17 protein-coding genes are annotated in these 22,849 nt (G+C 72.6%); 11 read left to right on the top strand and 6 right to left on the bottom strand.

Annotated elements, in window-relative coordinates:
• The first annotated feature begins 117 nt into the window (after nucleotides 1-117).
• From SERN_RS10755 to rpsA, 6 genes are all read left to right on the top strand, one after another.
• Nucleotides 118-1,143 (top strand): 6-phosphofructokinase, encoded by a 1,026-nt coding sequence (locus tag SERN_RS10755; protein ID WP_135850124.1) that lies wholly within the window; start codon nucleotides 118-120, stop codon nucleotides 1,141-1,143.
• Between the two features lie 162 nt (nucleotides 1,144-1,305).
• Entirely contained in the window at nucleotides 1,306-2,985 is a 1,680-nt protein-coding gene (locus SERN_RS10760; protein ID WP_135850125.1) for an ABC transporter substrate-binding protein, read from the top strand.
• An 82-nt stretch (nucleotides 2,986-3,067) separates the two neighbouring features.
• Entirely contained in the window at nucleotides 3,068-4,075 is a 1,008-nt protein-coding gene (locus SERN_RS10765; RefSeq protein WP_135850126.1) for an ABC transporter permease, read from the top strand.
• Entirely contained in the window at nucleotides 4,072-5,106 is a 1,035-nt protein-coding gene (locus SERN_RS10770; protein WP_199241595.1) for an ABC transporter permease, read from the top strand. The genes SERN_RS10765 and SERN_RS10770 overlap by 4 nt, the downstream gene beginning before the upstream one ends.
• A gap of 1 nt (nucleotide 5,107) precedes the next feature.
• Nucleotides 5,108-6,880 (top strand): dipeptide ABC transporter ATP-binding protein, encoded by a 1,773-nt coding sequence (locus tag SERN_RS10775; protein ID WP_135850127.1) that lies wholly within the window; start codon nucleotides 5,108-5,110, stop codon nucleotides 6,878-6,880.
• 261 nt (nucleotides 6,881-7,141) lie between these two features.
• Nucleotides 7,142-8,647: a 30S ribosomal protein S1 gene (gene rpsA, locus SERN_RS10780; RefSeq protein ID WP_135850128.1), complete on the top strand. Its 1,506-nt coding sequence runs from the start codon at nucleotides 7,142-7,144 to the stop codon at nucleotides 8,645-8,647.
• Between the two features lie 131 nt (nucleotides 8,648-8,778).
• Here rpsA and SERN_RS10785 read toward each other — a convergent pair whose 3' ends face one another.
• From SERN_RS10785 to SERN_RS10810, 6 genes are all read right to left on the bottom strand, one after another.
• Entirely contained in the window at nucleotides 8,779-9,984 is a 1,206-nt protein-coding gene (locus SERN_RS10785) for an ice-binding family protein (protein WP_135850129.1), read from the bottom strand.
• 188 nt (nucleotides 9,985-10,172) lie between these two features.
• The gene (locus SERN_RS10790) at nucleotides 10,173-10,733 is read right to left on the bottom strand and encodes an NUDIX domain-containing protein (protein ID WP_135850130.1); all 561 of its coding nucleotides are present in this window, start codon (nucleotides 10,731-10,733) and stop codon (nucleotides 10,173-10,175) included.
• Between the two features lie 32 nt (nucleotides 10,734-10,765).
• Complete coding sequence (efeB, locus tag SERN_RS10795) at nucleotides 10,766-12,070, bottom strand: iron uptake transporter deferrochelatase/peroxidase subunit (protein WP_135850131.1); 1,305 nt, start codon at nucleotides 12,068-12,070, stop codon at nucleotides 10,766-10,768.
• A gap of 10 nt (nucleotides 12,071-12,080) precedes the next feature.
• Nucleotides 12,081-13,304, bottom strand: coding sequence for an iron uptake system protein EfeO (gene efeO / locus SERN_RS10800; RefSeq protein WP_135850132.1), 1,224 nt, complete (start codon nucleotides 13,302-13,304; stop codon nucleotides 12,081-12,083).
• A complete protein-coding gene (gene efeU / locus SERN_RS10805; RefSeq protein ID WP_135850133.1) occupies nucleotides 13,301-14,248 on the bottom strand; it encodes an iron uptake transporter permease EfeU in 948 nt (315 codons plus the stop codon). The genes efeO and efeU overlap by 4 nt, the downstream gene beginning before the upstream one ends.
• Before the next feature lie 148 nt (nucleotides 14,249-14,396).
• On the bottom strand, nucleotides 14,397-15,953 hold the full coding sequence (locus SERN_RS10810) for a PucR family transcriptional regulator (RefSeq protein ID WP_158292637.1): 1,557 nt from the start codon (nucleotides 15,951-15,953) through the stop codon (nucleotides 14,397-14,399).
• A 113-nt stretch (nucleotides 15,954-16,066) separates the two neighbouring features.
• Between SERN_RS10810 and gabT the strand changes: the two genes are divergently transcribed.
• From gabT to SERN_RS10835, 5 genes are all read left to right on the top strand, one after another.
• Entirely contained in the window at nucleotides 16,067-17,446 is a 1,380-nt protein-coding gene (gabT, locus tag SERN_RS10815) for a 4-aminobutyrate--2-oxoglutarate transaminase (RefSeq protein ID WP_135850135.1), read from the top strand.
• A 76-nt stretch (nucleotides 17,447-17,522) separates the two neighbouring features.
• Nucleotides 17,523-18,977 carry an NAD-dependent succinate-semialdehyde dehydrogenase gene (locus SERN_RS10820; RefSeq protein ID WP_135850136.1) on the top strand — a complete coding sequence of 485 codons (1,455 nt, stop codon included), beginning with the start codon at nucleotides 17,523-17,525 and terminating at the stop codon, nucleotides 18,975-18,977.
• Nucleotides 18,978-19,024: 47 nt separating this feature from the next.
• Nucleotides 19,025-20,443, top strand: coding sequence for an aminobutyraldehyde dehydrogenase (locus SERN_RS10825; protein WP_135850137.1), 1,419 nt, complete (start codon nucleotides 19,025-19,027; stop codon nucleotides 20,441-20,443).
• Complete coding sequence (locus SERN_RS10830; protein WP_135850138.1) at nucleotides 20,443-21,915, top strand: flavin monoamine oxidase family protein; 1,473 nt, start codon at nucleotides 20,443-20,445, stop codon at nucleotides 21,913-21,915. The genes SERN_RS10825 and SERN_RS10830 overlap by 1 nt, the downstream gene beginning before the upstream one ends.
• The gene (locus SERN_RS10835; protein ID WP_135850139.1) at nucleotides 21,915-22,805 is read left to right on the top strand and encodes a universal stress protein; all 891 of its coding nucleotides are present in this window, start codon (nucleotides 21,915-21,917) and stop codon (nucleotides 22,803-22,805) included. The genes SERN_RS10830 and SERN_RS10835 overlap by 1 nt, the downstream gene beginning before the upstream one ends.
• Nucleotides 22,806-22,849 lie beyond the last annotated feature (44 nt).

Here is a 22,849-nt window from a genome sequence, read left to right on the forward strand (position 1 = left end):
ACGCTCCGTCCAGGACGTTTGGCGGGAGGGGCCGTCCGGCCCGGAGATAGTCTGACGTGGGCGAGCCGCTGGAGCTCGCCGAATCGCCACGCCCCGGCCCCGAGGAGATCACCCCGCATGCGAGTAGGACTGCTCACCGGAGGCGGCGACGTCCCCGGCCTGAACGCCGCGATCCGCGCCGTCGTCAAGCGTGGGGTGGGGGAGCACGGCCACCACATCGTGGGGTTCCGCAACGGTTGGAAGGGCGTCGCCGAGGGCGACGTCCAGCCCCTGACGCGGCAGGACATCCGCAACGTGCTGCCGATCGGCGGCACGCTGCTGGGCACGGCGCGGTTCCACCCGCATGCGACCGAGGGCGGTCTCGAGAGCGTCCTGGCGACCATCGAGAACGAGCACATCGACGCGCTCATCTGCATCGGTGGCGACGGGACGCTGCACGCTGCGAGCAAGATCGCCGAGGCCGGGGTCAAGATCGTGGCGATCCCCAAGACCATCGACAACGACGTGTGGGGGACCGAGTCCTCGATCGGCTTCGACACGGCCGTGACCATCGCGACCGAGGCGATCGACCGGATCCACACGACGGCGGAGTCCCACAACCGCGTCATGATCGTCGAGGTCATGGGGCGCTCGGCCGGCTGGATCGCCGCGACGTCCGGCATCGCCGGCGGAGCCGAGATCGTGCTGGCGCCCGAGCAGCCGTTCGACATCGAGCGCGTGGTGCGCTTCCTCAAGCACCGCCACCGCGCGCACGCCTCGTTCTCGATCATCGTGGTCGCCGAGGGCGCGACACCGGCCGAGGGCACCTCGATGGACTACGAGATGCAGGTCGGTCGGTTCGGGCAGATCGTCGCCGGCGGCATCAGCGATCGGCTCAAGCACGAGATCGAGCAGCGCACGGGCTTCGACACCCGGGTCACGGTCCTGGGCCACATCCAGCGGGGTGGCACGCCCACGCCGGCCGACCGCATCCTCGGCTCGCGCTTCGGTGTCGCGGCGATCGACGCCGTCACGCGCGGCGAGACCGGCGTGATGACGGCGATCCGCGACGGCGAGGTGGTGCTCGTTCCGCTCGAGGAGGTCGCGGGCAAGGTCAAGCACGTGCCGCACGACCTGCTGGACGTGGCGCGCGCGCTGGCGTGACGACGTCGGGAATCAGCCGAACACCGACGTTCTGACCCGGTTCAACGTCGCTTCGTCATCGTTTCGCAACGTCCGCAACCTTGACCTTTACATGATGTTCATGGTGACCTCCTAGGGTTCACGTGGGCGTGACACCCGTCACCCACAGCACTGGAGGAACGCATGAGAAAACTGCACATGGCCGTCGTGGGGCTGGCGGCGTCGTCGCTCGTCCTGGCGGGTTGCTCCTCGGAGCGGGGCGAGGGCGGATCCGACGGCTCCAGCAGCGAGGGCGGCTCCGGCACGTCCAGCGAGACCGGTGAGGCCGCCGGCCCCACCACCTTCACGTTCGCCTCGTCCTCGGACCCGGCCTCGCTCGACCCCGCGTTCGCCAGCGACGGCGAGTCATTCAGGGTCGCGCGCCAGATGTTCGAGGGCCTCGTGGGCGTCGAGCCCGGCACGGCCGACCCCGCCCCCCTGCTGGCCGAGAGCTGGGACGTCAGCGACGACGGTCTCGAGTACACCTTCCAGCTCAAGGAGGGCGTGAGCTTCCACGACGGCACGCCGTTCAACGGCGACGCGGTCTGCTTCAACTTCGACCGGTGGGACGGGTTCACCGGCATCGCGGCGTCGGAGTCCATGTCCTACTACTGGGGCAAGGTCAACGGCGGCTACGAGGGTGCGGGCAAGTACGCGTCCTGCGAGGCGCCCGACGACGCCACGGCCGTCATCACCCTGAGCTCGCCGCTCCCCGAACTGGTCGCCGCCCTCAGCCTCCCCGCCTTCTCGATGCAGTCGCCGACGGCGCTGGCCGAGTACGGCGCCGACGAGGTCGGTGGCTCCGAGGACGCTCCCACTCTTCCCGAGTACGCCACGGATCACCCGACCGGCACCGGGCCGTTCACGTTCGAGTCGTGGAGCCCCGGCGAGAACGTCACGCTGGCGGCCAACACCGAGTACTGGGGCGAGCAGGGTCAGATCACGACCGTCATCTTCCCGGTCATCTCCGACGCCACCGCGCGACGCCAGGCCCTCGAGGCCGGTGACATCGACGGCTACGACCTGGTCGGCCCCGCCGACGTCGTCGCGCTGGAGGACGCCGGCTACACGATCGAGAACCGCGACCCGTTCAACGTCCTGTACCTCGGCATGAACCAGGCCGTCCCGGAGCTCGCGGACATCCGCGTGCGCCAGGCCATCGCGCACGCGATCGACAAGGACGCCCTGGTCGCGGCCACCCTCCCCGAGGGCACGCTCGTCGCGACGAACTTCGTGCCGCCGTCGGTCCGCGGTCACAGCGACGACGTCCCCACGTACGACTTCGACCAGGACGAGGCCCGCTCGCTGCTGGCCGAGGCGGGCGTGAGCGACCTGACGCTCAACTTCACCTACCCGACGAACGTCTCGCGTCCGTACATGCCGACGCCCGAGCAGGTCTTCGAGCGCATCGCCGCCGACCTCGAGGAGGTCGGCATCACGGTCGAGGCGACGCCGCTGCCGTGGAGCCCCGACTATCTCGACCGCATCCAGGGCGGCGCCGACCACGGGCTGCACCTCCTGGGCTGGACGGGTGACTACAACGACACCTACAACTTCATCGGCGTCTTCTTCGGGGCGCAGTCGAACGAGTGGGGCTTCGACGACCCGGCGCTCTTCGAGTCGCTGTCGACGGCCCGCGTGGCCACCGACGAGGCCGAGCAGACGTCGCTGTACGAGGAGGCCAACGTCCAGATCATGGAGAACCTCCCCGGTATCCCGATCGCGCACCCGGTGCCGTCGCTCGCGTTCCGCCCCGGCGTCGAGAACTACCCGGCATCGCCGGTCCAGGACGAGGTCTACAACGTCATCACGCTGACGGACTGATCCGCCCGAGAACCGGAGGACCCGGTGCCCGCGCCGCACGGCGCGGGCACCGGGTCCACCCACGACCTGCGAGAGATCCCTTGTGCTGATGCTCATCGTGCGCCGCCTGGCGCAGCTGGTGCCCACCCTGATCGGTCTGACGATCCTGCTGTTCTTCTGGGTGCGCGCCCTCCCCGGCGGCCCCGCCGTCGCCCTCCTGGGTGAGCGTGCCACCCCCGAGGCCGTCGCGGACATCAACCGCCTGTACGGCTTCGACCGCCCCCTGCTCGAGCAGTACTTCACCTACGTCGGTCGCCTGCTCCAGGGCGACTTCGGCACCTCCATCCGCACGCGCCGGCCCGTGCTGGAGGAGTTCATCGACCGGTTCCCCGCGACGCTCGAGCTCAGCCTCGCGGCGCTGCTGTTCGCCGTCGTCGTCGCCATCCCGCTCGGCTACGTCGCCGCGCGGCGTCGCGGCACGATCGTGGACCACACCTCCGTGGTGGTCTCGCTGATCGGCGTGACGGTCCCCGTCTTCTTCCTCGCGTTCATCCTCAAGTACGTGTTCGCGGTCAAGCTGGGCTGGTTCGCCACGACGGGGCGCGCCTCCGTCGACATCAACGCGACCAACCCCACCAACCTCTACGTGCTGGACGGGCTGCTCACCGGTGAGCTCGACGCCAGCTGGGACGCGATCCTCCACCTCGTGCTGCCGGCGATCGCGCTGGGCTCGATCCCGCTCGCGATCATCGCGCGCATGACCCGCGCGTCCGTGATGGAGGTGCAGGGCGCCGACTACGTGCGTACGGCCCGCGCCAAGGGCCTGCGCCCCGGCCGCCTGCGCAACCGCGTCATCCTGCGCAACGCCATGCTGCCCGTCGCGACCACGATCGGCCTCCAGGTCGGACTGCTGCTGTCCGGCGCGGTGCTGACCGAGACGGTGTTCTCCTTCCCCGGCATCGGCAGCTTCCTCTACCAGGCGATCTCCTCCAGCGACTACCCGGTCCTGCAGGGGTTCATCCTCGCGATCGCGATCGTCTACGCCCTGGTCAACCTCCTGGTCGACATCTCCTACGGCCTCATCGACCCCCGGATGCGAGCTCGCTCATGACCGCCGTCCTTCCCCCCAGCCCCGAGCCCGACGAGGCTTCCGGCTCCGGGCTGGCGCAGCCGCCCGTCCTGGCCGAGCGAGGCTCCGACGGCGACCGGTCCCGGACTGGCGGCCTGTTCCGTCGCGGCGGTCGCGGCGGTCGCGGCGATCGTGCCAAGGACGACGCCGGGGCGAGCGTCTGGCGCCTGGCCTTCCGCCGGCTGCGACGCAACCCCGTCGCGATCATCGGTGCCGTCATCGTCGCGATCTTCCTCGTCGTCGCGATCGCCGCACCGTGGCTCGCGCCGTACGCCGGCGACGCCACCCCGGGCCGCGACCTGATCCGTCCGACGGCGATCCCCGGACCGTCGGCCGAGTTCCCGCTCGGGCTCGACCGCTTCGGCGGCGACGTGCTGAGCAAGCTCATCTGGGGCGCGCGCGCCTCGCTGATCATCGGCGTCGCCTCGACGCTCATCGGCCTGGTGGGCGGTCTGCTGCTCGGGCTGCTCGCCGGCTCGTTCGGCGGCTGGGTCGACTCCGGCGTGATGCGCCTGGTCGACCTCATGCTCGCCGTGCCGTCGCTGCTGCTGGCGGTGTCGATCGCGGCCGTGGCCGGTCAGCGACCGTTCGCGGTGATCCTCGCGATCGGGGTGGTCCAGATCCCCATCTTCGCCAGACTCCTGCGCGGCTCGATGCTGGCGCAGAAGGGTCAGGACTACGTTCTGGCGGCCCGCTCGCTCGGGCTCAGCCGCGGCACGGTGACGATGTCGCACGTGCTGCCCAACAGCCTCGGTCCGGTGATCGTGCAGGCGACGCTCGTGCTGGCCACGGCGGTCATCGAGGCGGCGGCGCTGTCGTTCCTCGGCCTCGGCGGCGGTCGTCCGACCACCGCGGAGTGGGGACGCATGCTCACCCAGGCGCAGAACGAGCTGGCGATCGCACCGCAGCTCGCGATCTACCCGGGCCTGTGCATCTCCATCACGGCGCTCGGCTTCACGCTGCTGGGCGAGTCGATGCGCGAGGCGCTCGACCCGCGCTCGAGGAAGGGCTGACATGGCCGGCACGACAGACACCACAGAGACTCCGAGCACCACCGCGGGCGTCACAGGCACCGCGTCGGGCGAGGTCCTGCTGCGCGTGCGTGACCTCGAGGTCACGTTCACGACCGAGCAGGGTCCCGTCGTCGCCGCCCGGAACGTCTCCTTCGACGTGCTGGCGGGCCAGACGGTCGCCATCGTGGGGGAGTCCGGCTCGGGCAAGACGACGGTGGCGACGGCGGTGCTCGGGCTCCTGCCGGGCAACGGTCGAGTCACCGCGGGCTCCGTCGAGATCTCCGGCCGCGACGTCGTCGGACTCTCGCGCGCCGAGCTCCAGCGCATGCGGGGTCGGGTGCTCGGCCTCGTGCCGCAGGACCCCATGACCAACCTGAACCCGGTCGCCACGGTCGGCAGCCAGGTCGTGGAGACGCTCGAGGGGACGGGCGTCGCCCGCGGCCGCGGCGCGAAGGAGCGGGCGCGCGACCTGCTGGTCGAGGTCGGCCTGAGCGACGCCGAGAGCCGCATGGGCTCCTACCCGCACGAGTTCTCGGGCGGCATGCGTCAGCGCGCGCTCATCGCGATGGGGCTCGCCGGTTCGCCCGCGCTCCTGGTGGCGGACGAGCCGACGTCGGCCCTGGACGTCACGGTCCAGCGCGTCATCCTCGACAAGCTCGCCGACCTGACGACCTCGCGCGGCACCTCGGTCCTGCTCATCACGCACGACCTCGGTCTCGCGGCGGAGCGTGCGTCGCACCTGCTCGTCATGTACCGCGGCGAGCTCGTGGAGCACGGGTCGGCGCGCGAGATCCTGCGGGACCCGCAGCACGAGTACACGAAGCGGCTGCTGGCCGCCGCGCCGTCGCTCGCCTCTCGCCGCATCCAGATCGCCCGCAGCACCGGACAGCTCGACGCCGTGGCGGACGACCTGCTCGCGCCGACCGAGGTGACCGAGGTCGGCGAGGTGGGGGAGGCCGTGGGCACCGAGGCTGCGCCCGTCATCCGCGCCTCCCACCTGCGCAAGGTGTTCCCCGGCGCGCGGCGCGGGCTGCGTCGTCGGCCCGACGTGGTCGCCGTCGACGACGTGTCCTTCGACCTGCCGCGCGGTCAGACGCTCGGCATCGTGGGGGAGTCGGGGTCGGGGAAGTCGACCGTGGCGCGCATGGTGCTGGACCTCCTGCCGCCCACGTCGGGCTCGGTCGAGCTCGACGGGCTGACCGTCGGGGCGAGGTCGCAGGCCGAGGAGGTCGCGTTCCGCCGTCGGGTGCAGCCGATCTTCCAGGACCCGTACTCCTCGCTGGACCCGCTGTTCACGATCGCTCGGACGATCGAGGAGCCGCTGCGCGCGCACGGCGTCGGGTCGGTCACGCAGCGGCGGGCGCGCGTGCGCGAGCTGCTCGAGCAGGTGGCGCTGCCGGAGGACGTGCTGCGGCGCTACCCCTCGGAGCTGTCCGGCGGTCAGCGCCAGCGCGTCGCGATCGCGCGGGCCCTCGCGCTCAACCCCGACGTGGTGGTCTGCGACGAGGCGGTCTCGGCGCTCGACGTCGTGGTGCAGGCGCAGATCCTGCACCTGCTCGCCGAGCTGCAGTCGCAGCTCGACCTCAGCTACCTGTTCATCTCCCACGACCTCGCGGTCGTGCGCCAGATCGCCGACCAGGTCGTGGTGATGGAGAAGGGCGCCGTCGTGGAGCAGGGGCGGACCGACGACGTGTTCGACGCACCGCAGCAGCCCTACACGCAGGCGCTGCTCGCGGCGATCCCCGGGGCGAACCTGGACCTGGCGATCAGCTGAGCGACGGGCGCCGACACCGGGCGGCACGTGTCGGCGCTCCTCCGTCCGCTCCCCGGCCCGCGGTGGTGGCACACGCGCGGCTACCCGGCTAGGATGGACGTCGGCGCCTGCTGCTCGCGCGCCCTCCCGTGCCCTCGTGTCCGCTCCCGTGCCGACACGTGCTCGGTCAGGACCGTCGAGCGTGCCGGTGTCCGTTCCCCACCACCGGGTGGGTGACGCACCTGTCCATTCGATCCTTGTCCGCAACGGAGTCTCTCCTACATGACCATCTCCACCCCCGCCCCGGCTGTCCCGCAGGTCGCGATCAACGACATCGGTTCCGCCGAGGACTTCCTCGCCGCAGTCGACGCCACGATCAAGTACTTCAACGACGGCGACATCGTCGAGGGCACCATCGTCAAGGTCGACCGCGACGAGGTCCTCCTTGACATCGGTTACAAGACGGAGGGGGTCATCCTCTCCCGCGAGCTCTCGATCAAGCACGACGTCGACCCCGAAGAGGTTGTGTCCGTCGGCGAGATCGTCGAGGCTCTGGTCCTCCAGAAGGAGGACAAGGAGGGACGTCTTCTCCTGTCCAAGAAGCGCGCGCAGTACGAGCGCGCCTGGGGCACGATCGAGAAGATCAAGGAGGAGGACGGCGTCGTCACCGGCACCGTCATCGAGGTCGTCAAGGGCGGCCTCATCCTCGACATCGGCCTGCGCGGCTTCCTGCCCGCGTCGCTGGTCGAGATGCGTCGCGTCCGCGACCTCCAGCCGTACGTCGGCAAGGAGATCGAGGCCAAGATCATCGAGCTCGACAAGAACCGCAACAACGTCGTCCTGTCGCGTCGGGCCTGGCTCGAGCAGACCCAGTCCGAGGTCCGCTCGACCTTCCTGTCGACGCTCGCCAAGGGCCAGGTTCGCCCGGGTGTCGTGTCGTCGATCGTGAACTTCGGTGCGTTCGTGGACCTCGGCGGCGTCGATGGTCTCGTCCACGTCTCGGAGCTGTCCTGGAAGCACATCGACCACCCCTCCGAGGTCGTCGAGGTCGGCCAGGAGGTCACGGTCGAGGTTCTCGACGTCGAGCTCGACCGCGAGCGCGTCTCGCTGTCGCTCAAGGCGACGCAGGAGGACCCGTGGCAGCAGTTCGCTCGGACCCACGCCATCGGCCAGGTCGTGCCCGGCAAGGTCACCAAGCTCGTTCCGTTCGGTGCGTTCGTGCGCGTCGAGGACGGCATCGAGGGCCTCGTCCACATCTCCGAGCTGGCCGTGCGCCACGTGGAGCTTCCCGAGCAGGTCGCGAAGGTCGGCGAGGAGGTCTTCGTCAAGGTCATCGACATCGACCTCGAGCGTCGCCGCATCTCGCTGTCGCTGAAGCAGGCCAACGAGGGCGTCGACCCCGCGTCGGACGACTTCGACCCCAGCCTCTACGGGATGGCGGCCGAGTACGACGAGGCCGGGAACTACAAGTACCCGGAGGGCTTCGACTCCGAGACCAACGAGTGGCTCGAGGGCTTCGACACGCAGCGTGAGGAGTGGGAGCGGCAGTACGCCGAGGCCCAGTCGCGCTGGGAGGCCCACAAGAAGCAGGTCGCCAGCGCGATCGAGGCCGACGCCGAGGCTCCGGCCGAGGCGACGAGCAGCAGCAGCAGCTCGTCCTCCTCGTCGTCCTCGTCCAGCGAGTCCTCCGCGTCGTCGAGCTACTCCTCGACGCCGTCCGGCCCGAGCGGCACGCTCGCGTCCGACGAGGCCCTCGCCGCTCTGCGCGAGAAGCTGACCGGCGCCTGATCCTCAGGCCCCACCCGTAGCACCGACGGCGCCCCCCACCTCCTCGGAGGTGGGGGGCGCCGTCGTCGTCCGTCAGGGATGTCGCGTCGGGGTCGTGGAGCTACCCGCTCCCGGTCGCGTCCCGGGTCGCGTCAGCGACCGTGACCCGAGCCGTCCGGGTGGGCGAGGCTCCGGGTCCGGCGACGCCACAGCACGGTGGCCGTCCCCGCGAGGACGAGCGCGACGCTGCCGGCCCCCAGGGCGAGGAGGCCGTCGTCGGCACCCGTCTCCGCGAGGTCGCCGCCGCGGCTGCCCCGGGGCGTGCGGGAGTCCGCCGGTGGGCTGGCGGGAGGTCGCGTGCCGGAGCTCGACGGGGGCGAGGTCGCGTCGGACGGCGGACCGGACGGCGGCGGCGTGATACCGCCCGAGGGCGGCGGGGTCGGCCCGTCCGACGGCGGCGGCCCCTCTGACGGAGGAGGTGTCGGTCCGTCGCTCGGGGGCGGGCTCGGCTCGACGGGAGGGCTGGGATCGACGGGAGGGCTGGGATCGACGGGAGGGCTGGGGTCGACCGGCGGGCTGGGGTCGACCGGAGGCTCGGTCGGTTCCTCGTCGGCGCACGACGCGTCCGTGAACACCGTCGAGTCGAGCGTGACGGCTCCGTTCCGCGCGAGGGCGCGGCCCTGGACCGTCGTGCCCGAGGTCGTGCTGATCGAGGTCAGCGCCATGATGGTGCCGACGAACGTCGTGGACGACCCGAGCGTCGCCGAGCTGCCGATCTGCCAGAACACGTGGCACGCCTGGGCTCCGTCGACCAGAGACACCGTGCTGCCGGACGCGGTCGTCAGTCCCGAGCCGATCTGGAAGATGAAGACCGCGTCGGGGTCGCCGCCCGCGTCCAGGGTGAGGGTGCCGGTGATCACCGTCGAGCTCGCGGCCGTGTAGACGCCCGGGGCCAGGGTCTGGCCACCGATGTCGGCCGAGATGGCGGCGTCCGACGCCTGACCCGCGGCGTCGTCGTAGGCGAGGACGAGATCGGCCTGGGCCTGCAGCGCAGCAGCGTCGGCCACGTGGACGGCTCCCAGCACGATCCCCGGCGGAAATCCGGTGAGGCTGCTCTGGGGGCTGACTCCGACGCCACCGGCGAGCACGCTGGGACCGGTGTTGGTCACCGCCGAGCCGGCCAGGACGGAGTAGGGGTCGGCGGTTCCGAGCCCCACGGTCGTGCCGATGGCCACGGCTGGGGACGTCCCCAGGGTGATGCCGATCGATGCGATGAGGAGCGCGGAAGCGGCGCCCGTCGCTCGGAGGAGGAGGGACCGCTTGGGCGGTCGGGTGATGCGGACAGGCGTGCTTCGCATGGAAGCTCCTTAGATCCCCGTATCGCGGGGTCAATCACAGGTTGTGATAACTGGATACTAGGAAGCATCAAAACAAAAAGAAAGGACGAACCTAGGGTTCTTCTGCGCCGAATGAGCCGGTTCTAAAAGAAGAAGAACTGCTTGATGATGTTGAGCAAGGAAGTCTGCGTGAGGTCCGCGTCACATCGTCAGCCCCAGCGTCCCAGCGCCATCGCGGCGAGCGTGAGCGCGGCGAGGCTCTCGCCGTCGCGCATCGTGCCCGAGGCGACCAGGTCGCCGATGTCCGACCACTCCACCGCGCGCACCTCGGTGATGCCCTCGGCGCGCGCGTCGTGACCGAGGCTGCCGTCGTGCCGCACCCCCTCGGCGACCACGACGGTGCCGGGCGCCCGACAGACCCCGTTGAGGGAGTCCACCTCGCCGGCGACGCGCCAGCGGCCGCCCGTCGCCCCGGCCTCCTCGAGCAGCTCGCGCCGACCGGCCGTGATCGGGTCGTCGCCGTCGGTGCCCCCCGCCGGCACCTCCCAGCCCGCACCCGTGGTGTAGCGGTGCGCGCGGACCAGGAGCACGCGGTCGCCGTCGTCGAGCGCCACGACGAACACGGCGGGGGACCGGACCTCGACCACGCCGTAGATCCCGGGTCTGCCGTCCGGTGCGACGACGTCGTCCTCGATGACGCGGATCCAGCGGTTGGCGTAGACCTCGCGCGTCGCTGTGCGCTGCCAGGGCGTGGGGAGGGGAGTCGTCACGGGGTGAGTCTGGCAGGCCGTGGCCCCGCGGTTCAGGCGAAGAGCGTCTCGCCGACGAAGCCGCCGACCCTCGCCCCCGGAGGGATCGCGAACGTGGCGGAGCCGATGTGCCGCACGTACTCGTTCAGCAGGTCGGTCGAGAGCGTGCGCTGCACCGTGACGAACTGCTCCAGGTCGCGCACGTAGGCCAGGAAGAACAGGCCGGCGTCGAGCCGACCGAGCGCGTTCGACCCGTCGACGTAGTTGTAGCCGCGCCGGAGCAGCCGGGCGCCGCCGTTGTTGTCGGGATGGGCGAGCCGGACGTGCGAGGCGACGTCGATCGCCGGGGCGCCGTCGACCTCGACGTCGAAGTCCGGGGCCGTCATCTCCGTCCCGCCCGAGAGGGGGGCGCCGATCGTCTTGTCGCGTCCGACGATCGTCTGCTGCTCGCCGAGCTGCACCCTGTCCCAGGTCTCCATCAGCATCTCGATCTTGCGGGCGACGAGGTAGGAGCCGCCTGTCAGCCACGCCGGCTCGTCCCCGGACGCGACCCAGACGGACTCCGCGAGCGCGGCGTCGTCGTCGGCGAGCACGTTCGCGGTGCCGTCCTTGAAGCCGAACAGGTTGCGCGGCGTCGCCTGGTCCGCCGTCGTGCGGGACGTGCGACCGAAGCCCATCTGCGACCACCGCACGTGCGCGCGGCCGAACGCGATGCGGCTGAGGTTGCGCACGGCGTGCACGGCCACCTGGGGGTCGTCGGCGCACGCCTGCACGCACAGGTCGCCGTGCGAGGCCTCGGCCTTGAGCACGTCACCGAGGAACGGCGGCAGCGGGGCGAGCCCCGGCGGGCGGCGGTCGGCGATGCCGAACCGGTCGACACCGTCGAGCTCGAACAGCGTCGGACCGAGGCCGATCGTGATGGTCAGCGAGGAGGCGGGCAGCCCGAGCGCCTCACCCGTGTCGTCCGGCGGCGCGGTGAGCGGTCCCGCCACGGCGCCCGACGCCGAGACGTCCAGCCCCTGCGTCAGGCGCGAGGCCGCGTAGCTCCACTCCTGGAGCAGCGCGACCAGATCCTCGCGCGTGGCCCGCGAGGACATGTCGAAGGCCGCGAGGTGGAGGTGGTCCTGCACCGGCGTCGTGATGCCCGACTGGTGCTCACCGACGAACGGGTGGACCCCCGCGGTCGAACCACCGGTCGGCGAGCCGCCTCCCACGGGCAGGGGGCCGGGCGCCGGGGCGGTCAGGCGTCCGAGGGTCGCGCCGATCGCCCCGGCCGCGACGCCGGCCGCACCGAGCCCGAGGGCGGTGCGGCGCGACGGCGCCGGGCGGTCGGCGCCGTCGGGAGTCACCGGGGTCACGCCGCGCCGCTCAGGCCAGGACCGTGGTCGTGAGCTGCGACAGCGGCTCGGCCAGGGCGTTGATGAGGTCGGAGAGCTCCTTCTTGTCCGCGTCGGTCAGCTCCGGGTAGGTGACGAACCCGTCGGTCAGCGACCCGTGCTGCGCCAGCGCGGTCTCGAGCGCGGTGTAGCCGTCCTCGATCTGCGCCGCGAGCTCCTCTCCGTCGGTGCCCTGCGCGATCGCGAGGTCCTCGACCAGCGAGAACGCCATCTTGGAGCCCTCGACGTTGGCGGCGAAGTCCCACAGGTCGGTACCCGACCACCAGTCCTCCTCGCCCGTGATCTTGCCCGTGGCGACCTCGTCGAGCAGGCCGATCGCGCCGTTGGAGATCCAGTCGACGCCCTGGTCCTCGAGGAAGGCCGTGAAGTCGTCGGAGTGCACGTAGTCGTACAGCTCGGTCACGTCCGCCACCAGCAGGCGGCCGAGCTCGGCTCGCTGCTCGGGGGTCGAGGGCGCCCAGTCCTGGAACGCGTCGGTCTCGCCGTCGGAGTTGAGGGCGCCCGGCGCGGGCTCCCACAGATCCTTCTCGATGCGGTGGAAGCCGGTCCAGTCCAGTCCCTCGGCGACCGCGTCGACCTCGCGGTAGTCGATCCGCGGGTCGAGGTCGCCGAGCGCCTCGGCGACGGGCTCGATCCGCTCGTAGTACGCGCGCACCTGCGGGAACGCGGTGCGCGCGGTCTCGTCGTCGCCGTCGGTGTACGCGGTCACGAAGGCCTCGGTCTCCGGCAGCAGCTGCGCGACCTGGTCCTTGACGAAGGCCGCGTAGAGGTCGACGGCGTCCTGCTTCAGCTCGGCGTCGGGACCGGTGAGCTCGACGCGGTCGCCGCTCACGGTGAACGCGGTCGAACCGACGCCGGCGCCCACCATGCCCGGCTTGCACATGGTGAGGTAGTCGCCCGGCTGGGCGGTCACGGTCAGCGTGCGGGACTCCGACGGTGCGATGTTCTCCACCTCGCCCACGATGCGCAGGCCGTCCGAGGCCATCAGGTAGAACTCCGTCACCTGCGCGCCGTCGTTGGTGACCTCGAACTGCAGCGTTCCGCTGCTCGCCTGCGCGGCGCTGACGTCGCACCCGGCGTCGGTCGAGCTGACGGTGAGGGCACCGTCGCCGGACGTGGGGGTGTTCGGCACGCAGGCGCTGGTCACGAGCACGAGGAGCGCTGCGCCGACGAGGGGTGTGGTGCGGGAGGTCATGCTGCTCCTTGGTGTGCTGATCCGTGGTGCTCCGAGGCGGCGGAGGCCGGGGCGGTGGTGGGACGGGAGGTGCCGTGGCCGAGGAACGCGCGGCGCACGAACGCCGTGCCGACGACGGCCAGGTAGGCGGCCCAGGCGAGGATCTCGAGCCAGGTCATCTCGGGGGTGAAGCCGATCGTGCCCTTCAGGAGGGCGGCCACGGCGCCGTCGGGGGCGACGAGGTGCGGGATCTGGAAGGCCCAGCCGAAGGGGAGGCCCGGCAGGCCGACGGCGACCGCGCCGGTGGTCGGGTCGATCGGCGCGGCGGACGTGAACGGTCCCGGCAGGATCGCGGCCTCCTGCAGGTCGTGCACGCCGTAGGCGAGGACACCCGCGGCGACGACGACCAGCGCGGCGCCCGTCCAGCGGAAGAAGATCCCGAGGTCGATGCGAACCATGCCGCGGTAGATCAGCCAGCCGAGCGCGACGGCGGTGAGCAGTCCGGCGACGGCGCCGAGCACCGCACCCGGCCCGTTGCCGAACGAGCGCACGGTCGACCACAGGAAGAGGGTCGTCTCGATGCCCTCGCGCGCCACCGAGATGAACCCGATCGTCACCAGGCCCCAGGCGGAGCGCGCGACCGCGGCGTCGACGTCGGCCCGGAGATCGGCCGCGAGACCGCGCGCCGCCCCCACCATCCAGAAGACCATCCAGGTCACGAGGGCGACGGTGACGATCGAGAGGATCCCGCCGATCGCCTCCTGGGCGCGGAAGCTGAGGCCGTAGGCGCCGAAGGTGAGGATCGCGCCGAGACCGAGGGATCCGACCACGGCGAGGGCCACGCCGGCCCAGAGTCGGGGGAGGATCGCCGCCCGCCCGCTCCGGTGCAGGTACGCCACGAGGATGCCGACGACCAGCGCGGCCTCGAGCCCTTCGCGCAGACCGATGAGGAAGGTGGCGAGCACGGGTGGATCCTTCCGGCGGCTGTGGCGGCCGGACGAGTCACGGTCGTAAGGGTTTGCTTACCTACGTTGAGGAAGGTACTCCTGGCTCCGGGCGCCCGGCAACGGACGCCCGTGTGACGAGCGTCACCGGTCGTCGCGCCACCTCACGTCACGACGTCCGGGCGCGATCGACGGCGCGCAGCGCCCACCAGACCTCGGCTCTGGCGTCCATCGTCGCCAGGTCGCGACCCAGCAGCCGGCCGCTGCGCTCGACGAGGCGGCGCAGGGTGTGGCGGTGGACGCCGAGCTCGCGGGCGGCCGGATCCCACTGGCAGCCGGCCGCGAGCCAGGCGCGCAGGGCGGGCTCCAGGTCGGCCGGGCCGTCGGGGGCGGCGCGCAGCGGGGAGAGCAGGGAGCGGGCGACGTCGCGCGAGCCCTCGCTCATCGCCACCCAGTCCAGCGGGCGTCCCGCGAGGTCGGAGAACATGCGGAGCTCGCCGGGGGCTGCGTCGGCGGCCGCGATGCCCGCCTCGCGGTGGGCGCGCGGGAGGTCCGCCCAGGCGGCGGGGTCGGAGGCGCCGGCCGAGACCGCTGCGGCGTCCACGACGCCCACGACGTCCGCGACGGCGGCGACGCCACCGGCGGGGACGAGCACGACGACCTCGCCCCCGTGCGCGGCGTGGAAGCACGGCACGGGGCGCAGCGCCGACCGGATCTCGGCCGTCCTGTCGGCCGGTCCGACGATGCGGACGACGACGGCCGGTGCCGTCGGCAGCGGCGTCCCGAGCCGGCGGGCCGCCGCGCGGACGGCGTCGGCGTGGCCGCCGATCGCGAGGGCGAGGACCGCGGAGGCCACCTCGTCACGGGCGAGGGCCGCCCGGTGGTCCTGCTCGAGCGCGAGTCCCGCCAGGGCGGACGCGGCGCCCAGGACGCCCGCCTCGACGCCGTCGGGCCCGTCGGTCCCGACCCTGACCAGGACGCCCCGCAGGTCGCCCGCGCGGCCGAGCGTCTGGAACGTGACGTGCGCGTCCGGCCGGCTCTGGCTGGTGGCCGCACGTCGACCGTCGCGCAGCAGGCGGTCGGCCTCCCGCCGCACCAGCGCCCAGCCCGGCGTCGCGAGCGCCGCGGGCGAGAGCGCCCGTCCCGCCGCGTCCCAGCCTCGCACCCGGTGCTCCTGCACCACCGCGACCTCGGTGACGGTCCGCTCGGCGTAGGTGGCCAGGGCCGCGGCGAGGCCGTCGAGCCGGTGGGCCGCTGACGTGACGGCGCGCATCGTCCGGACGCCCCAGTCCGCCCGTGCGCGTCCCGCCTGCGCGCGCTCCTGCGCGACCCACGCCGCGACGGCGACGAACGGTGTCGCGTACGGAACCTCGAAGAGCGGGAGGCCGATCCGGTCGCACGCGGTCACCAGGGCCGGGGGCGGGCAGCCGCGGACGACGTCGGAGCCGTACCCGAGGGCGAGGACGCCGGCGTCGCGCAGGCGTTCGACGTAGGCGTCGACCGTGTCCCCCGGGGCGGTCGCACCGCCGTCGACAGCGTCCACGGGCAGCTGGGCCCCGGTGGTGAGCACGATCGATCCCGGTTCGAGGAACGGGGTGGGGTCGGCGAGATCGGTGCTGTGCGCCCACGTCACGGGCGTGGCGTCCGCCCCGTCCTGCGCCTGCCCGGCGAGCGGTCGGAGGGCCAGCGGACGGTGCGCGAGGAGCGCGTTCAGCGTGGGGAACACGCGCTCATGGTGCCAGAGTGGCACGCTTGCTGCCGCAGCGCTGCGGATCGGCAGTATCCGCGTGAGGTGGCGCACTCCTACCCTGGGCGGACATCGCCACGAAGGAGAGCGCCGTGACCACCGCACCGACCGCCGCCGAGAGCAGCACCGCGACCGCCGCCACCCCCGGCGACCGACCGCACAGCCTCCCGCAGGTCCGCCGGCTCCGCACCACCGTCCCGGGTCCGATCTCCCTCGAGCTGATGGAGCGCAAGCGGTCGGCGGTGCCGACCGCCGTCGGCACCACGATGCCGGTGTTCGCCGCGCGGGCCGGGGGCGGCGTCGTCGTGGACGTGGACGGCAACTCGCTCATCGACCTCGGGTCGGGCATCGCCGTCACCGGCGTCGGGAACAGCGCCCCGCGCGTCGTCGCGGCCGTCACCGCCCAGGTCGCCGACTTCACCCACACCTGCTTCATGATCACGCCGTACGAGGAGTACGTCGCCGTCGCCGAACGGCTGAACGCCCTCACCCCGGGCGACCACGACAAGCGCACCGCGCTGTTCAACTCCGGGGCCGAGGCCGTGGAGAACGCGATCAAGGTGGCACGCGTCGCGACCGGTCGCACCGCCGTCGTCGCGTTCGACCACGCCTACCACGGCCGCACGAGCCTGACGATGGCGCTGACCGCCAAGGTCAAGCCGTACAAGCACGGGTTCGGCCCGTTCTCGCCCGAGGTCTACCGCGCCCCCACGTCCTACCCCTACCGCGACGGGCTGACCGGTCGGCAGGCGCTGGACCGCGCGATCGCGCAGATCACGACGCAGGTCGGGGTCGAGAACCTCGCCGCCGTGATCATCGAACCCGTCCAGGGCGAGGGCGGTTTCATCGTGCCGGCCGACGGGTTCCTCGAGGGCCTCGTGGCGTGGTGCCGCGAGAACGGCGTCGTCTTCATCGCCGACGAGGTCCAGACCGGGTTCGCCCGCACCGGTGCGATGTTCGCGAGCGAGCACAGCGGGATCGTCCCCGACCTCGTGGTGATGGCCAAGGGCATCGCCGGCGGACTTCCGCTGTCGGCCGTGACCGGGCGGACCGAGCTGATGGAGGCCCCGGGTGCCGGCGGTCTCGGCGGGACTTACGGCGGCAACCCGCTCGCCTGCGCGGCCGCGCTCGCCACCATCGAGACGTACGAGGCCGACGACCTGATCGGTGCCGCGCGCGCGATCGAGGAGGTCGCGCTCACGCGGCTGCGCGCGGCGCAGGCGCAGGACCCGCGCATCGGTGACGTCCGTGGACGAGGCGCGATGATCGCCGTGGAGCTGGTCGACGCGGAGGGGGCGCCGGACGCCGCGCTGACGCAGCGTGTCGTCAAGGCCGCGCACGCGCAGGGCGTCATCGTGCTGACGTGCGGGACCTACGGCAACGTCGTCCGGCTGCTGCCGCCGCTGACCATCCCGCTGGACCTGCTCGAGGAGGGCCTCGACGTCCTGCTCGACGCCCTCGCCGCCGCCTGACCGCCCTGCTGCCCGACCGCCTCACCCCCACCGCCTCACCCCCCACCGCCCGACCCGAGACCGAGGGACGACCGTCGTGACGATCAGCTCCACCACCCCGCACCAGCTGTTCATCGGCGGCGCCTGGCGCGACGCCGAGCACGGCGCGACCTTCGACGTCGCCGACCCCGCCACGGGCGAGGTGATCGCCGCCGTCGCGGACGCGTCGGTGGCCGACGGCGCGGCCGCGCTGGACGCGGCCGTCGCGGCGCAGGCGGGATGGGCGGCGACGGCGCCCCGCGCGCGGTCCGTGGTGCTGCGCGACGCGTTCGACCTGCTCATGGAGCGCCGCGAGGACTTCGCCGCGCTCATGACGGCAGAGATGGGCAAACCGGTCGCGGAGTCGCGCGGCGAGGTCACCTACGGCGGCGAGTTCCTGCGCTGGTTCAGCGAGGAGGCGGCGCGCATCGGCGGGCACTACGGGCGCAACCCCGAGGGCACGGGCCGCGTGATCGTCACGCGCGTGCCCGTCGGGCCCTGCCTCCTCATCACACCGTGGAACTTCCCGCTGGCGATGGCCACGCGCAAGCTCGCCCCCGCGATCGCGGCCGGGTGCACGAGCGTGATCAAACCCGCCGAGCTGACGCCGTTGACCACGCTCGCGTTCGTCGACCTGCTGCGCGAGGTCGGGCTGCCTGACGGCGTCGTGAACGCGATCCCGACGAGCGACTCGCGCGGCGTGTGCGAGCCGGTCATCGCCGATCCCCGGTTGCGCAAGCTCTCCTTCACCGGCTCCACGCCGGTCGGTCGGACCCTGCTGGCCCAGGCGGCGCAGGGCGTGCTGCGCACGTCGATGGAGCTCGGCGGCAACGCGCCGTTCCTCGTGTTCGAGGACGCTGACGTCGAGGCGGCGGTCGAGGGGGCGATGCTCGCCAAGTTCCGCAACGTCGGCCAGGCGTGCACGGCAGCCAACCGGTTCCTCGTGCACGAGGACGTCGCCGAGGACTTCACGGCGCGCATCGTGGCGAAGGTCGAGGCGCTGCACGTGGGACCCGGCGACCGCGAGGGCACGACGATCGGCCCGCTCGTGGACACGGGCGCCGTCGAGCGCATCTCCGCCCTGCTGGACGACGCCGTCGCGGCGGGTGCGCGTGTCCTCACCGCCTCCGAGCTGCCGCAGGGGCTGCCCGAGGGCGGCAGCTACCTCGCGCCCGCCGTCGTCGTGGACGTTCCGGCCGAGGCCGCGATCCTGCGCGAGGAGATCTTCGGACCGGTCGTGACGATCACGACGTTCGCGGACGAGGACGAGGCGCTGGCCCTGGCCAACGGGACCGAGTACGGCCTCGTGTCCTACGCCTACACGCGCGACCTCGCCCGCGCACAGCGCCTGGTCGAGCGGCTCGAGACCGGGATGACCGGGATCAACCTCGGCGTCGTCTCCAACGCGGCCGCGCCGTTCGGCGGCGTCAAGGCCTCCGGACTGGGCCGCGAGGGCGGCTCCGAGGGCCTCGAGGAGTACCAGTCCGTGAAGTACGCGCTCACCCCCGCCTGACACCCACCCCGACCACACCCGCACGAAAGCCCCGAGGAGAACCACCGATGGTGCTGCAGAACTGGATCGACGGTCGCTTCGTCGACGCGCACGGCACGGGGCGGCTCGACGTCGTCAGCCCCGTCACGGAGGAGGTCGTCGCGGTCTCGCCGATCAGCGACGCCGACGACGTGGACGCGGCCTACGCCGCGGCCTCGGCCGCCCGCCTCGCCTGGCGCCGCACGACACCCGGTCAGCGCCAGCGGATGCTGCTGGCGTGGGCCGACGCGATCGAGGAGGCCGCCGACGAGCTGGTCGAGTCCCAGCACCGCAACACGGGCCAGCCGAAGGAGGCCATCCGGGCGGAGGAGGTGCTGACCGGCGCCGACCACGTGCGGTTCTTCGCCGGCGCCGCCCGGACCCTGCAGGGTGCGGCGTCGGCCGAGTACATGGAGGGCCACACGTCGCAGGTGCGGCGCGAGCCGATCGGCGTGGTCGGTCAGGTCACGCCGTGGAACTACCCGATCATGATGGCGATCTGGAAGCTCGCCCCGGCGCTGGCGGCGGGGAACACGGTCGTCATCAAGCCGAGCGACACGACGCCGGAGTCCACCCTCGTCCTCGTGCGACTGACGCGGGGGATCCTGCCCGACGGCGTGCTCAACCTCGTGCTGGGCGACGCCTCGACGGGCGAGCTGCTCACCACGCACCGCACGCCCGGTCTCGTCGCGATCACCGGCTCGGTGCGTGCGGGGCTCGCCGTCGCGAACGCCGCCGCCGGCAACCTCACCCGCGCGCACCTCGAGCTGGGCGGCAAGGCGCCTGCCGTCGTGTTCGCGGGGGTCGACGTCGCCGCCACGGCCGAGGGCATCGTCGGTGCCGCGTTCTTCAACGCCGGTCAGGACTGCACCGCCGTGACGCGCGTGATCGTGGCCCGCGAGATCCACGACGAGCTGGTCGCCGCCCTCGTCGCCGCGGCGCGGGCGCTGACCGTCGGCGACGTCGAGGACGCCTACTACGGACCGCTGAACAACGCGACGCACTTCGCCAGGGTGACCGGTGTGCTGGCCGAGCTGCCTGCCCACGCGAGCATCGCGACCGGGGGCGGCCGCATCGGCGAGAAGGGCTTCTTCCTCGAGCCGACCGTGGTGACCGGCGTCCGCCAGGACGACGCGATCGTGCAGCAGGAGACCTTCGGACCGGTGCTGACGGTGCAGCCCTTCGACGGCGAGGCCCAGGCCGTCGAGCTCGCCAACGGCGTGGACTACGGGCTCGCGGCGAGCGTCTGGACCCGCGACGTCGCGCAGGCCGCACGGCTGGCGGGCGACGTCGACGCCGGCTGCGTCTGGATCAACACCCACATCCCGCTCGTGGCGGAGATGCCGCACGGCGGGTTCAAGCACTCGGGCTACGGCAAGGACCTGTCGGTCTACGGGCTCGAGGACTACACCCGGATCAAGCACGTGATGACGGCGACGGAGGCGTGATGAGCACCGTGGTGAGCACGGGTACGGGTACGGGGACGACGGGGGCCTCGGACGCGACGGATCGGGTCGTCGAGCGCGACGTCGTCGTCATCGGCGCGGGTGCGGCGGGCCTCACGGCCGCGACCGACCTCGTCGCCGCCGGCCTCACGGTCGCCGTGCTCGAGGCGCGGGACCGCATCGGCGGTCGGCTCTGGACCGAGGACGTCGACGGCGCCACGCTCGAGGTCGGCGGCCAGTGGGTCTCGCCCGATCAGGAGGCGCTGCTCAAGACGCTCGCCGACCTCGGGCTCGAGACCTATCCGCGCTACCGCGAGGGGGACAGCGTCTACGTGCCGCGCGACGGCGAGCCCACGCGGTTCACCGGCGAGATCTTCCCGGTGGCGCCGGAGACGGCGGCCGAGATCGAGCGCATCATCGAGGTCCTGGACGAGCTGGTCGCCGAGGTCGGCGCCGAGGAGCCCTGGGCCCACCCCCGCGCCGCCGAGCTCGACCAGATCTCGTGGTCGGCCTGGCTCGCGGATCAGACCGACGACGTCGAGGCGCGCGACAACCTCGCGCTGTTCGCGGCGCAGGCCATGCTGACGAAGCCGGCGCACGCCGTCTCGGCACTGCAGGCCATCCTCATGGCGGCCTCGCAGGGCAGCTTCTCGCACCTGGTCGACGCCGACTTCATCCTCGACCGGCGCGTGGTCGGCGGGCTGCAGCAGGTGCCGCTGCTCCTGGCGGAGCGGCTGGGCGGTGACGTCCACCTCGGTGCGCCGGTGCGGACGCTGGAGTGGTCGGAGACCGGTGTCGTCGCGCACGCCGACGGCGGCAGCGCCGGACCGATCACGGTCAGGGCACGCCGCGCCGTCGTCGCCGTCCCCCCGAACCTCTACAGCCGGATCGCGTTCGAGCCGCCGCTGCCGCGACGCCAGCAGGTGCTGCACCAGCAGCTCTCGCTCGGGCTCGTGATCAAGGTGCACGCGGTCTACGACACGCCGTTCTGGCGCGACAAGGGCCTGTCGGGGACGGCGTTCAGCCCCTACCAGATCGTGCACGAGGCCTACGACAACACGAGCGACGTCGACGAGCGCGACGGCCGCGGCACGCTGGTCGGCTTCGTCGCCGACGCCACGGCCGACGCGATGTTCGCGCTGCCGGCCGCGGAGCGGCGGGAGCGCATCCTGGACTCGCTCGCCGCCTACCTCGGTGACGAGGCGCGCCACCCCGTCGTCTACTACGAGAGCGACTGGGGGAGCGAGGAGTGGACGCGCGGCGCCTACGCCGCCAGCTTCGGGATCGGCGGGCTCAGCCGGTTCGGGGCCGACGCCGGCACCCCGGTCGGACCGATCCGGTGGGCCTGCTCCGACCTCGCGGCGCTCGGCTTCCAGCACGTCGACGGCGCGATCCGCGTCGGGCACGCGCAGGCCGCGGCGATCGTGACAGAGCTGACCGACGGCGGGCCGGCCGACGGCGCGACGGCCGACTGATGCGCGTCGTCGTCGGCTTCCAGGACACCGGGGCGGGCCGCGACGCGCTCGCGCTCGGGGCGCGCCTCGCCGCCTCCTCCGGCGGCGAGCTGCACGTGGTGCTGGTGCTCGCGAGCACCGAGCGCGCGACGCTCGCCCCGCCCGAGGCCGGGTTCACGCGCTACCTCGAGCAGGCCGCGCTGGAGTGGCTCGCGGGCGCGCAGGAGTGGCTCGCGCGCCACGACCGAGGTGTTCCGGGCGGCGCGACGACGCACCTGCGGTGGGCGGAGTCCGGCGCCGAGGGGCTGCTCGAGGCGGCCCGCGAGCTCGACGCCGCCCTCGTCGTCGTGGGCGCGGCCCGCGGCGGCATCGCGGGACGGTTCCGGGTCTCGGGCGTCGCGAACGCGCTGCTGCACGCCGCCGAGGTGCCCGTCGCGCTCGCCCCCAAGAAGCTGCGCAGCAGCCCTGCCGCGGGCGTGTCGCGGGTCACGGCGGCGATCGGACTGCGTCCGGGCGCGAGCGACGTGATGTCCGCCTCGATCCGCCTGGCGGACGCCCTCGGCGCCCGGCTGCGGCTGCTGTCCCTCGTCGCGATCGACGAGGAGGGACTCGGTACGAGCGACGCCGCGGCGGCGGCCGCCCACGCCCACGTCTCGACGGTGCTGGAGGGCGTCCACGAGACGCTCCCGGACGGCGTCGCCGCCGACACGCTCGTGGCCAGGGGAGCGACGTTCTCCCAGGCCGTGGTCGCCGTCGACTTCGCCGGGGACGAGCTCGTCGTCGTCGGCTCCTCCCGCCTGGCGAGCGCCGGGCGGCTGTTCCTGGGGGCGACGGCCTCGCGCATGCTGCGCGAGCTGCCGGTCCCGATGGTCGTGGTACCGCGCGACGCGGTGATGGGGGAGCAGTCGTGACCGATCTGGAGCGAGCGACGTCGGGGTCGGGGCAGGACGCCGGT

The sequence above is a fragment of the Serinibacter arcticus genome (assembly GCF_004786095.1).
GTDB lineage: Bacteria > Actinomycetota > Actinomycetes > Actinomycetales > Beutenbergiaceae > Litorihabitans > Litorihabitans arcticus.